Origin of the sequence: Pseudomonas sp. IT-196MI5 (assembly GCF_949767415.1) — a bacterium.
Taxonomy (GTDB): Bacteria; Pseudomonadota; Gammaproteobacteria; order Pseudomonadales; family Pseudomonadaceae; genus Aquipseudomonas.
In genome coordinates this window covers 135586-148222 of sequence record NZ_CATKPZ010000004.1, presented here as the reverse complement: position 1 = coordinate 148222, position 12637 = coordinate 135586, and the positions used below count along the sequence as shown (strand labels likewise).

Below are 12637 nucleotides of genomic sequence, written 5' to 3'. Positions count from 1 at the left end.
ACATCACTCAATGCTCATGGGCATGTGAATGGATGGTCAGGGCACCGGGTACCTTGGTACGTTCGAGCCCCCCACGTTCCAGCCACCGGAGGGTCTGCTCATAGGCACGCTGCAGCAAAGATTCGGTCTGGTCAAAGTTGAACACCGAGACCTCCACAGGGCACAAGGGCGGGACGATGTGCAGGCTGGTGAGCGTGCGGAAGTGTTCGATGTCACTCACCAACTGGCGCATGCTCATCAGGTTGACGGTATGTAGAGCTAAGGCAATCAAGCCTCGGGGCGGTTGTGGTAGGGCGCAACTCACTCCTGTAGGAACCACGACTACGTTGGTGGCGCCCAGGGCTACGGCAGTTGAAATAGGTGTATTGCTTGCCACGCCACCGTCAACCAGGAATTGATCGGCAATTTTTACGCAGGGGAACACCAGCGGGATGGCAGCGCTGGCCAGTAACGCCTGTTCAAGTTCGCCACTGGACAGAACCGTCTCGGCACCACTGAGCAGATCGGTGGTGACGATGTGCAGGGGCAGCGCCGCATCCTCAATGCGGTGAATGGGTAATGCCTGTCCCAGTAATCGGTTCAAGGCCGCCGGTTGCAACAGAAAGCCACGCCGTTTGATCAGTCCTCTACAGGTATCGAGCCAGGAGAGGGGAAAAATGTCCGTTTTACGTAGGCCCCGCCAGAAATTGGCGAGCGCCTCGACGCCTTCGGCATCGGGTCTTGCGGCAAAATAGGCACCGTTGATGGCGCCCACCGAAGCGCCCACCACCATGTCGAATCGAATGTTGGCCTCGACCAAGGCCCGCAACATACCCACTTGGACAGCACCCAAGCTGCCGCCGCCAGCGAATACGATTGCGGTTCTGGTAGCCATGGTCGAAGTCTCTGTGCAGAAATGTATCGAATCAGTGTAGCTGGCGGGTCGGCGTTGCTTCCGGGTGCTCGCCACATGATCGAATCGTGTGCTGAATTTGATACCGATCACCTGAGTACCGAGCGCTATCCAGTTTAGGCATCCCCTCGGATCGAGAACTTCAGGGTCGATAGCTCCGCGCTTGGTTATCGGAAAGGCAGTTACCGAGCCAAAGCGGTTATCTAGGACAGATGACTATCAGTGTGCTTTCTTTAGACTTTTCAAACGCACATTCGCCCTTTGCACAGCGGCCATTTTTTCAGGCCGCTTCATGCGTTTCCACTTCCTGATGTCTTCCTTGCTGCGCCCGCAACTGACACACAGATCGCCGCTCAACTGGCAAACCGAAATGCATGGATTTCCGATTTCTTTAGCCATCGTCAATAACTCTGGGTCACGCGTGACTGTGCAAGGCGCTTCTGCCAATCGCCACCATGAGTGCGTTGGCACTCCTCCTCAGAGTCGAACCGGACAGTCTGATCTGAAAGCTTCACATCGATGTCTGCCTCGAGCAGCGCGATAGCCGTCAGCTCGAAAATCCGCGCTTTCGCGCTAGCTTGGGCGAGCTTTTTGTCGGTCAACGTTTCGAACACCCAAGTCACCTTCAGCGTTTGAGCAAGGGCGTTCAAGTCAGTTGTGTGGGTGAGCCAGGTAAAGCCTTTGATTTCACCTTTTGCGGTTTCGCAGGCATCGGTAAGCGTTGTAACTAAACGGCGCTCGATCCGCGCAAGTTCACGTTTACCCAAGGGCATAGCGGGCTCCTTTGGAAAGGAAAAAATGGGAGGTACTTTGCACCGTCTTTAGGGAGAAAGCAGCAAAAGGACTCAATAAGCGACCTTTCCCTGAAAGTCAGGCGGCTCGAAAAGGTGTTTCTCTCCTTCATTTGCTTAGCATGGCGGAAGAGGGCTGTGATGATGCGTTGGTCGGAGTTGGGCAGGCAGGCCGCCTGGTGTTGGAGTTTGTCCGTGAAGCAACCTTTGCACATGACGCAATTGAGATTGCTATAGAAAACGTACGTCGAGCTGTACCTGACGCGCGCTTGATCGAGTCAGCTCTCGCTCCATGACTGACTGCAGGCACCATAGATTTCGCGGATGCCGAGCGGCCCGCCTCCCATTACCTGGTGGTGCTTGCGAGGCGAAGAGAGGTGGTGTTCGACTAATGTTGTCTTCGAATCGTCGTTTGCGGTGCCCACAAATAGAAAACCCCTGAAGCCATAAGGAATCAGGGGGTTTAGAAGTAATGGTGCCCAGAGACGGAATCGAACCGCCGACACGGGGATTTTCAATCCCCTGCTCTACCGACTGAGCTATCTGGGCCGCGGCGGAATTAAACGTTTTTTACGGCTGAGGCGTCAAGCACGAAATCAAAAAAAAACTAATGAATACCTATGCTTACGATTATCCGTTATAAATCCGATCCAGTTCGCCACGAGCCCTGGTCAGAAGGGACACGTCACTACGGGATTCGATAATTGCCAACGTCATTTGCTTTCCAAGAACCGTGACGATCGATGCCCGGTGGAGCAGGGTGGTGGTCAGGGGTGTAAGTCCACTGGTGAGATCTCACGATTTCGTGTCTGGAAAGCCAGAACCGCAGCTCCAGGAGGGATCTGGTGCAGAGCCGTTCTCAGCCCATTTTTTCCGAAAAACATTTTGGGCAAATATTGCTAGCCCGCGTCAGGCTTGGTCTTCGGCAACCCGAGCGCTGGTTTGGCGTGGAGTTCTGCCTACGCCACCAGAGCGGTCGGGGCCCAGATGTGTCTCGTCAAATCTTCACAAAAAGCGCTTCAGGCTATGTCTCGCGATTTCGTTCAACTCTATCTAACTGATTGTATTTATTAGCTTTTATCTTAATTGTGCAAGCGTGGTTGCGCGATGCTGTCTCACGATTAATTGATAGCCTATGAGCTAGTTACAAAATGATGGAATCAGCAGAAACCCTCGTAAATAAAGGCTTACAGTCCAGCTGTCGGCTACGTGGCAGTCTCATGATTACGTTGCAAGAGATGGTGAGGCCCGCACTACATTTTGAGTAATATCGTTTAAAATCAATCTGTTAAGCATTTTTCGAGGCGAAGTCTCGTTGTTTCGCGATTGCCTCAGACGATCACTAGTTTTGTCCTCATTTCGCAACGGTCACGGCAAGGAAGACACCTGTAGTGGCGATCTGCCTCAATACACGATTTAACATAATATACATTATGCGAACCGTCATATATGGGACTGGGGGGCTCTCGTGATCAGATTTGAAGCCTGACGCGACTTATCTCACACGCCTGAACGATATCCTTCATCCGTTGGCAGATGTCCGATCAAGCATGAACGAACCCTCGTTCATCTGATGCCGATCGTTAACGCTCAGATATGAAGCTAACGTTCAGGCTTGGGCTACCCCTAGCTCACCAGAGAGCTACTTAGTCAGTAGCCAGATTTGAAGCACTGGCTCACAGGGTCTCCGGCTTCTGATCGGAATCCGGCAGCAGCTGCAGCGGCGGCATTCCATAATACGCGATGAACATGTCTTTACAGCCCAGTTCGCGATACCAGTCCACCACGTCATCAATCAGTTAGTCCAGGATCCCGATCAAAATGTCATCGGAACCTTTCGCGGCACTTTTCTCGTATCGATAACGCGCCTTGGTGAAAACGTCGCGATATTTCTCGATCCAATGCTCACGGCGATCAAGCCGAATACGTTGCCGGACCGGTCCAGGTATCGCATAAAACAGCGTCAGCAGATCGTGCCTGTTCGGGTATCTGCGATCAGCCGGAATGCTCTCTGCTGTTTTCAAATACTCGTGTGCAGCCTTGAGCGCATCGTCGTCCAGTTTGTAGGTTTCATTGACCTGGCCAAGCTTGTCATCGGGCTTCGATACGAAGCTTTTCAGCAGGATCTCCATGCCGATTGCAGCATTAATCTGCGCAATGTCCAGCATGTCATGGCCACGTCTCAGATGTTTTGCAGCCGTCAAATAACGGTAAGCGCTCTCGACCATCCATGGCGTTAGATGCTGCTGCATCAGGCTTCCTCCAGATTGAAATTTTCAACCAGAGCTTAACTCGAACAGATGCAGTGGTATGAACACTCCCCTTCAGCTACGATTGATTTATAACTGGAAAGAATAACTAAACTAAATGACTATTTAGTTGAGCTATGTTTGGGAAAAAACTCAATCCTATTCTCTTCCGCGACAGCCAGTCTCCTTAACCCCCTCTGCCCCCTTCATTGCGTTCAGCGTGATGACGCCCAGGCTGAATTGCCAAATGCACAGGACGCACTCAGGGGACGAGTATTTCCTGAAGAAACTCAATGAACACATTGATGCGACTGGAACCACGATGATTGGGCAGGTACAGCGCATTGATACAAGTGCTCGCACTGCCAGGGTTGACCTCATACTGCTCCAGCACGCGCGTCAGGCGACCTGCGCTGACATCGTCACGCACCAGCCAGTCAGCCAATAGCGTCACCCCGCCCCCGGCCAACGCTGCCTCGCGCAGAATGTCAGCGTTGTTACTTTGCAGCCTTCCTTGCACGTTCAAACGAATATTTTCCTCATCGCGCTTGAATGTCCAATGGTGGTGGCCCGTGCGGTAATCAAAACGCAGGCATTGATGCTCCAACAGATCACGGGGGTGTCGTGGCAGTCCGGTACGCGTGAGGTATTCGGGACTCGCCACAACCCACCGCTGGAAATTGCCCAGACGCTTGCTGACGATGTCATCACTGACGACCGATGAACCAAGACGCACTGACACATCTATTTGCTCGCTGAGCAGGTCACTGACTTCGTCGCTCAGAGAAAGGCTGATCTCCAGGCCGGGATGACGATCCAGCAGTCGCCCCAGATGAGGAGCGATGATGCGTCGGCCGAATTCCACCGGGACACTGGCTCGTAAGCGCCCTTGAGCTTCGCTGCCACGGTCGGTCACGATGGAATCCGCTTCGTCGATGGCCTCGAGGATCGCCACTGCCTTTTCGTAATAGTTCTGCCCCGCCACCGTGACGCTCGTGTTGCGCGTGGTGCGGTTCAACAAGCTGGCGCCCAGCTCACTTTCCAGCCCCGCTACCTGCCGAGTCACAGACGAAGTGGAGATACCAAGTTTGCGCGCCGCTGACGAATAACCACCACAGCGTACGGTTTCGACAAACATTTTGAGCGCCAGCAACTTATCCATAAACGGCGTCCAGGATAGAAAAAGAAGGGTAACGACTGTGCATGACCAGGCGTCGTACGTCTTGCATGGCTGTGCTCAATCAGTAGTGGATCGAGCCCGATATGAGCCGCTGAATCAGGATGGAGTGATGCCCATGATCCGATTGCCCATGCTCACCCCCCAGTCCCCCATGCGCCGGCCTTCTGCAAGTTGCTGTTTTTGCCAGGCCTGCAGGGCTTTATCGAGGTCGCCAGTGTTGTCGATTGCCTGAGCCAGGAACAGTGCATTGCGGGCCGCCTTGGCCGTGCTTCCGGCGGTATGAGGTCGCGGCACAAAAGCGGCATCGCCGGTCAACAGCACACGTCCGAACACCATTTGAGGAACGTTGAGATCAAGGATCGCCTGGACAAAAATGTCCTTGGTCTGGCGAATCAATTCGCGAAAAGCCGGGTTCGCATGCCGCTCCGCCATTTCCCGTATGTAAGCCTCCTGCTTCGCAGCCAACGCCCCCGGTGGAATGGAGTGGCTACGCCGCTGGCCGTCGCGATCAGTGAGCACGGCGTCCAGTTCCGGCCCTTGCGCGGCTTTCAAATACCATAGCCAGTTGAACCGGCGCTCGCCAGGATCAACGGAGCCGTTCAAGCCCGGCACCATGTATTCCAACATCAGCGATCCAGGGTCCTGTTGAAAAACAAAATCCTGGTAAAGCTGCGTCTTGGCGAAGTCTGGAAGTCGGTCTTCATCAACAAGCCCACGCCAAACCACATAGCCCGAATAGCTATGTTGCACCCCGGGCAACACCCTGCTTCGCACGGATGAGCCCGCACCATCGGCCCCCACCAGCAGGTCTGCCTCGGCACGACTGCCGTCGGCAAAAAGCGCGGTCACTCGGTGCTCATTCTGAGTCAGATCCACCAGCGTCTTGCCACGGTGATAATGCTCGACAGGAAATGCAGAAAATAACGAGCCATACAGTGTGTTCCAGGACGTCTGCGTTTGCGGCATCGGTTCTTTATGCACGACGGTACCGGCTCGATCCAGATACAGACGATCATGGGACCGGACACCTAGCGCACGGGTATGCTGGATACCCGCATAGCGCAAATGCTGCAAGACATCCGCTTGCAGAACAATGCCACCGCCACGGCTATCCATTGCCGCGGGGGATCGCTCGAAAATATCGACCTGCCAGCCAATCGCCCGCAACGCCGTGGCGGCAAACAGTCCTCCCAGAGAACCACCAATGACCAGGGCCTTTGGAACATCCGGACTCTTCATTACCCTTCTCCTTGCAGAGTGGTGATTCCCATGCCAAGCGGTTTTGAGCTGCGTCATGCCAGCGCCGGATAGTCGATGTACCCCTTGGCGTCGCCACCAAAAAAGCTGTTGCCGTCCGCCAGGTTGAGCTCGGTACGCCCGCGCAGGCGAGCCGGCAAGTCGGGGTTGGCAATGAACGGCCGACCGAAAGCGATGAGGTCGGCACGCCCCTGCGCAATGGCCAGTTCAGCGGTTTCTCCGTTGTAACCACCTGCCAGCATCAGAACGCCGTGGAAGTCAGTACGCAGCTGTTTGATGATGGCGTCCCAGCGCGGATCATTACTTTCATCGAGCACCGTGCCGACCATCATCGGTTCCACCAGGTGCAGGTAAGCGAGATTCCATTGATTGAGCCGGGAAGCAATGTAGCCAAAGGTCTGTTCCGGGGTGTCATCGCCCATCCCCATGAAACGTCCCATCGGTGTCAGGCGCACAGCAACGCGTTCGGCACCTATTTCTTCGGTCACCGCCTGCACGACTTCGAGCAGTAGCCGCGCACGGTTTTCAATATTTCCACCGTAGCGATCGCTACGCTGATTGCTGGCACTGTTGATGAACTGGTCCAGCAGGTAGCCATTGCCCGCGTGGATTTCCACGCCGTCCATACCGGCCAGAAGCGCATTGCGCGCGGCCTTGCGGAAGTCGGAAACGATCGCTTCGATCCCCGGAATGTCCAGTTCCTGAGGGACAGGTACATCCCCCCACACCCCCTCGCCCTTCTCATTCAGGATGAAGGTCTTGCCGGGGACCGGCTGTGCGGTCGGTGCCACCGGTAAGCCGCCGTCGGGTTGAAACACCGGGTGTGACACCCTCCCCACATGCCAGAGCTGCAGGAATATGCGCCCGCCCTCTGCATGCACGGCGTCGCTGACCGCTTTCCAGCCGTGAATCTGCTCGTTGCTATGGATGCCCGGCGTCCAGGCGTAACCCTGACCCTGCTGCGAAATCTGCGTAGCCTCGGTAATGATCAACGCGGCACTGGCGCGCTGGCGGTAGTACTCGACGTTCATCGATGTCGGTACGTTACCCGGCTGCCCCGCCCGTGAGCGAGTCAGAGGGGCCATGGCGACACGGTGATTGAGGTTGAGCTGGCCGAGTTTGATTGGGCTGAACAAGTGATGAGACATGATGATTTCCTGAATGGATAGGGATTGAACAAGCGGCTCAAGCTGCCTGGTTTCGTTTCAGTATCTGGATCATTATTTCGCTGGGTTGCGCGCCACTGATCACGTCACCCGCGATCTGAATACTCGGCACCGAGCGCATCCCGGACGCCTTGATTTGCGCTTCGAGTTTCAAGATTTCAGCAGTGCCTTTATCGGTGTTGAGAAAGTCGACAATGGCCCCTCGGTCCAGCCCTGTTTCGGCACCGATATCGGCCAACACGTTAAGGTTGCCGATATCCCGCCCCTCGCCGAAGTACGCCTTGAAAATGGCCTTGACCAGGAGTGAAGCGTCTTTACCCGCCTGTTGCTCCCGCCATACCAACCGATGCGCTGCCATGGTGTTGGGGGTTGTTTCGACACGTTCATAATGGAAGCCAAGGCCGACGGCCTTACCGGCGTGGGTGACCTGCGCGTCCATAGCCTGGCTGCGCGCCCAACTGCCGAATTTGCCAGAGCGATAGGCTTTACGATCCATGCCTCGAACAGGCATGTCCGGGTTCAATTGGTAAGGCAGGAAGTGAATGTGGCGGTCAGTTGATAAACCCGACGCGGCAAGCGCACGTTCGAGATTTTCTTCACCGATCCAGCACCATGGGCAGATGAAGTCGTAAGTCACCTGAATAGTGGATGAGTGCAAACTCATGACGGTCTCCGTGGTTGGATGTTTTCACACCCCCAAGGTAAGCGTCCGGCGCCCCCCGGAGAATCCGCCTGCCACGCAACGATGCTTTTCGCAAAACGCAACGATGAGGTGATTTGCGCGCCGGCGCACTGCCGTCTTTGCGCCCGGCGCAATGTAGCGTTGCGCCTTGATGGGGTACTCCATCACAAGCGCTCTGTTTAAGCTCTCTGCGCAGAAAGTCTGCCGTACGCCAATCGCACGCGGCGGATTGAAAAATCTGCCGTTTACTCAGTTCGAGAGGTTGGGCGATGCAGCGCAAGACGATCATCGGTGCCGTTCTGGCGCTTGGCGTGGTGGGGATAGCGTTCGCGTTCTGGATGATGTGGAGGCCGCCAATAGCTACTGTCAGCCAGCCTCAGAGTGCCGGGCGCGAAACCCTGGACAGAGGCCGGCGCATCGTCGAAGCGGGAGATTGCGCGGTCTGCCACACGCGGCCAGGAGGCGATTACATGGCGGGCGGATTGCCATTGAAAACGCCCTTCGGAACACTCTTCACCACCAACATCACCCCGGACCGGGAAACCGGTATCGGCAAGTGGTCGCTGGAGGCCTTTGAACGAGCCATGCGTGAAGGCATCGCCCGCGACGGTCACTTTCTCTATCCGGCTTTCCCGTACGTGCATTACCGAAAGTTGAATGATGCCGATATCGCGGATGCCTACGCCTTCCTGATGAGCGTGGACCCGGTCAAGTACACCGCACCTGAAAACCATATGGTTTTCCCCATGAACTTCCGTGCGCTGGTGTCTTTCTGGAACTTGCTGTTCCTGCATGGGGATCCGTTGGAACCACTTCCCGACCGGTCAGCGCAATGGAACCGCGGACGCTACCTGGTCGAAGGCGCGGGACACTGTTCATCCTGTCATTCGCCCCTGAATCCGATTGGCGGCGAAAAGCGCAGCGAACTGTTCAACGGCGCTATCGTCGACGGCTGGACGGCCCCCTCCCTGCGCGGGATGGCCGAAGCGCAACACCCCTGGAATGAAGCCCAATTGGTCGCCTATCTGACGGGCAAGGTCGCCGAAGATCACGGTGCAGCGGCGGGCCCGATGTTGCCGGTCAGCCTGAGCATCGCGCAATTGCCGGTGGAAGATGCCCATGCCATCGCCCGCTATATTCTTGACCTCAAAAAAACCTCTTCGCACGTGACGTCACCGCCCTGCCCCCCTGAGGCCAAGCCCAGTGCCAAGGCGCTGGCGGGCGCGTCGCTGTTCGACGGTGCCTGCGCAAGTTGCCACGGCTCCGCCGCCCCCATGCGCGCCATTGAATCGAGGCCCGCTCTGGCAAGCACCAGCGCAGTGACGGCGGACTCGCCACGTAACCTGATCCAAACCATCCTGCAGGGCATCCCGATGTCCACCGCCGCTTCCAGCCACTACATGCCTGCCTTCGCTGACAGTCTGGATGACTCCCACCTCGCCGCAATTGCCGAGTACTTGCGCAACGAGAGCTGCCCGACCAGACCCTGGACAGACCTCGACAAGACAATCAACAGCATTCGGGCTCAGGAGTAGCAACCGTGATCACACTCGACATCAACGGCAAGACGCATGAACTGGACATCCCGCAAGACATGCCGCTGCTGTATGCCCTGCGCAACCAGGTAGGGCTCAATGGCGCGAAATACGGCTGCGGTTTGGGTCAGTGCGGCGCTTGCACCGTTTTAGTGAACGATAAACCGGTGTTTTCTTGCCTGACACCCTGCGGCGCGCTGGCGGGAAAATCAGTGCGTACCGTGGAGAGCCTGGGCAGCGCCGACAAACCGGGGCCGTTGCAGAAAGCCTTTATCGACGAACAGGCAGCCCAGTGTGGTTATTGCATCGCGGGGATGATCGTACGAGCGCAAGCTTTATTGGAGGCCAATCCGCATCCGGACGATGCAACGATCCGTCGCCACATGGCGCCCAACCTGTGCCGCTGCGGCACTCATGTGCGGATCCTTGCCGCTATCAAGTCGGTCATCGCGCAGGGAGACAAGGTATGAAACCCTCAACGCAAAACGTCGATCTGAGCCGCCGCGCCTTCGTGATAAACGGCGCGTTGGTGATGGGGTTCGCCATGCTCCCGGGTATTCCACGCGCCTTCGCTGACACCGAAGTGGACACCTTGGGTACGGCGATCCTGGCGCCTGATCTGCCGGGCAGCCTGCGGGCCACGCCCTATCTGGACGCCTGGATCCGCATTGACGCGAAAGACGGCATCACCGTCTACACCGGCAAAGTGGAGCTGGGCACTGGCGTCAAGACTGCGCTCCTGCAGATCGCCGCTGAGCGCCTGGAAGTATCACCCGGTCTCATCCGCTTTCTCACAGCCGACACTGCGCTGACACCCAACGAGGGTTACACCGCCGGCAGCCATACGATCGTCGACAGCGGCACTGCATTGTTCAATGCCGCCGCCCAGGTGCGTCAGTTGTTACTCGAATCCGCGGCACGCCAATGGCGATGCAACATCGACAGCCTGAGCACGCGGGACGCTGTGATCTACGATGGGCAAGGCCACAGCATGACCTACACACAAGCGGTGGTCGGGGTTCAATTGCATCGCTTTGCATCGGCGAGTTCCCCCTTCAAGCCAGCCAGCAGTTTCACCCTGATCGGCAAATCATTGCCTCGGCTGGACATCCCGGACAAGGTCAGCGGCGGTTCGGCCTATGTGCAGGACATGCGCCTGCCCGATATGCTGCATGCCCGCGTGATACGTCCACCCCGGCGCGGCAGTCAGCTTCTGGACATTGACGAAGCCGCCCTCAACAAACTCCCCGGTGTGGTGAAGCTGGTCCGCAACGGCAGTTACCTCGCCGTGGTTGCCACCGATGAATGGCTGGCGGTCAAAGCAATGCGCGAGGGCTACGACACTGCCTGCTGGACGGAAGGTAACCCGCTACCTGACTCGACACATATCCATCAACTCCTCACCGAGCTGCCAGCGCGGCGCTACCCGGTGAGCGCCAAGGGTCACCTCACGCACCCTGAGTCGCGTGCGTACAAGGCACGGGTGACCAAGCAGTACCTGATGCACGGTTCGATCGGGCCGTCTTGCGCTGTGGCGTGGTTCAAGGATGGGACGCTGACCGTCTGGACCCACACCCAGGGTGTTTATCCTCTGCGCATGGGCATCGCCGAGATGCTGGGTCTGCCTGTGCAGCAGGTACGCTGCATCCATGCTGAAGGTTCCGGCTGCTATGGTCACAACGGCGCCGATGACGCCGCCGCCGATGCTGCGTTGATCGCCATGGCCCTGCCTGGCAAGCCAATACGTGTGCAATGGATGCGCGAACAGGAAAATCTCTGGGAGCCCTACAGCTCGGCAATGCTGGCCGAAGTGGAAGCGGGACTGGACGACAGCGGGCGTCTTCGGGACTGGAAATACGAGCTCTGGAGTACTCCGCACAACGAACGCATCGTCAATGCCGGGCGCCTGTTACCGGCGTGGCTATTGGCCAAACCCTTCACCCCTGCCCCTTCAGTCCCGATCGCCCAACCCGAGGGAGACGGCGACCGTAACGCAGTTCCGTTGTATGAGATACCCAACCAGCAGGTTGACCTGAATTTTGTGTTGACCATGCCATTCAGGACTTCGGCCATGCGTTCGCTCGGTGCCCATATCAACGTGTTCGCCATCGAAAGCACGGTGGATGAACTGGCGGCTCGGGCCGCTGTGGATCCGGTGCAGTTTCGCCTGGATCACTTGAGCGATCCGCGTGCACGGGCGGTGGTGGATCGCGTGGCCAGTGCGTTCCGCTGGCCGCAAAAAGCAACAGGCCCTGGCAGCGGAATCGGCTTCGCCTTCGCACGCTATAAAAACATCATGGGTTACTGCGCCATCGCCGTGCAGTTACATGTACAGCGCCAGACCGGGCAAGTGACGATTGATCGGGTGGTTGCCGCCGTCGATGTGGGGCAAATTGTCAGCCCCGATGGGCTGCTCAATCAGATTCAGGGCGGCATCGTGCAGTCCGCCAGCTGGACGCTCTATGAACGAATCCTCTATGACGCCAGTGGCCTGCATAGCTTCGATTGGAGTGGCTATCCGATCATGCGTTTTCCCGAGGTGCCGAAACAGGTCGAGGTCCACATGATCGATCAGCCGGATCAGCCATTTCTCGGTGCCGCGGAAATCGTCCAGGGCCCCATGGCCGCAGCGCTGGGCAACGCCATCAGCGATGCCACCGGCAAGCGTTTGCTCGATCTTCCACTGGCTCGACGTGGCTGGCAGGAATCGTTGGGATCATGAGCGATCCTGACGTGCTGAATCGGTCGCCTATCGCACACTCGGAATAAAAAAGGCGGTGAAGGATCACTTGCACCGCCCTACCCCAATCAAGGGAAATGTTTCTCTTCTATAAAACATGCCGTTGGAAGAGAACGGCATGTACACGCAACACGCCTCAACGCGC

11 protein-coding genes and 1 tRNA gene are annotated in these 12637 nt (G+C 57.1%); 3 read left to right on the top strand and 9 right to left on the bottom strand.

Features of this window, described 5'->3' with window-relative positions:
- Nucleotides 1–7: 7 nt before the first annotated feature.
- From ACM6IK_RS03155 to ACM6IK_RS03115, 9 genes are all read right to left on the bottom strand, one after another.
- Nucleotides 8–874 carry a patatin-like phospholipase family protein gene (locus ACM6IK_RS03155; RefSeq protein WP_414873115.1) on the bottom strand — a complete coding sequence of 289 codons (867 nt, stop codon included), beginning with the start codon at nt 872–874 and terminating at the stop codon, nt 8–10.
- A 237-nt stretch (nt 875–1111) separates the two neighbouring features.
- A complete protein-coding gene (locus ACM6IK_RS03150) occupies nt 1112–1291 on the bottom strand; it encodes a DUF1289 domain-containing protein (protein WP_414873114.1) in 180 nt (59 codons plus the stop codon).
- A gap of 2 nt (nt 1292–1293) precedes the next feature.
- Nucleotides 1294–1665 (bottom strand): hypothetical protein, encoded by a 372-nt coding sequence (locus ACM6IK_RS03145; RefSeq protein WP_414873113.1) that lies wholly within the window; start codon nt 1663–1665, stop codon nt 1294–1296.
- 491 nt (nt 1666–2156) lie between these two features.
- Nucleotides 2157–2232, bottom strand: a tRNA-Phe gene (locus tag ACM6IK_RS03140).
- Between the two features lie 1250 nt (nt 2233–3482).
- Complete coding sequence (locus ACM6IK_RS03135; protein WP_414873112.1) at nt 3483–3935, bottom strand: hypothetical protein; 453 nt, start codon at nt 3933–3935, stop codon at nt 3483–3485.
- A 259-nt stretch (nt 3936–4194) separates the two neighbouring features.
- Nucleotides 4195–5094 (bottom strand): LysR family transcriptional regulator, encoded by a 900-nt coding sequence (locus ACM6IK_RS03130; RefSeq protein ID WP_414873111.1) that lies wholly within the window; start codon nt 5092–5094, stop codon nt 4195–4197.
- A gap of 114 nt (nt 5095–5208) precedes the next feature.
- Nucleotides 5209–6351, bottom strand: coding sequence for an FAD binding domain-containing protein (locus ACM6IK_RS03125; RefSeq protein WP_414873110.1), 1143 nt, complete (start codon nt 6349–6351; stop codon nt 5209–5211).
- A gap of 53 nt (nt 6352–6404) precedes the next feature.
- Entirely contained in the window at nt 6405–7517 is a 1113-nt protein-coding gene (locus tag ACM6IK_RS03120) for an alkene reductase (RefSeq protein ID WP_414873109.1), read from the bottom strand.
- 37 nt (nt 7518–7554) lie between these two features.
- The gene (locus ACM6IK_RS03115) at nt 7555–8199 is read right to left on the bottom strand and encodes a DsbA family oxidoreductase (RefSeq protein ID WP_414873108.1); all 645 of its coding nucleotides are present in this window, start codon (nt 8197–8199) and stop codon (nt 7555–7557) included.
- A 287-nt stretch (nt 8200–8486) separates the two neighbouring features.
- Between ACM6IK_RS03115 and ACM6IK_RS03110 the strand changes: the two genes are divergently transcribed.
- The 3 genes from ACM6IK_RS03110 to ACM6IK_RS03100 are packed head-to-tail and all read left to right on the top strand — an operon-like array spanning nt 8487 to nt 12474.
- Nucleotides 8487–9752 carry a c-type cytochrome gene (locus ACM6IK_RS03110; protein ID WP_414873107.1) on the top strand — a complete coding sequence of 422 codons (1266 nt, stop codon included), beginning with the start codon at nt 8487–8489 and terminating at the stop codon, nt 9750–9752.
- 5 nt (nt 9753–9757) lie between these two features.
- A complete protein-coding gene (locus ACM6IK_RS03105) occupies nt 9758–10222 on the top strand; it encodes a (2Fe-2S)-binding protein (protein WP_414873106.1) in 465 nt (154 codons plus the stop codon).
- Nucleotides 10219–12474: a molybdopterin cofactor-binding domain-containing protein gene (locus tag ACM6IK_RS03100; RefSeq protein ID WP_414873105.1), complete on the top strand. Its 2256-nt coding sequence runs from the start codon at nt 10219–10221 to the stop codon at nt 12472–12474. The genes ACM6IK_RS03105 and ACM6IK_RS03100 overlap by 4 nt, the downstream gene beginning before the upstream one ends.
- Nucleotides 12475–12637: the final 163 nt, after the last annotated feature.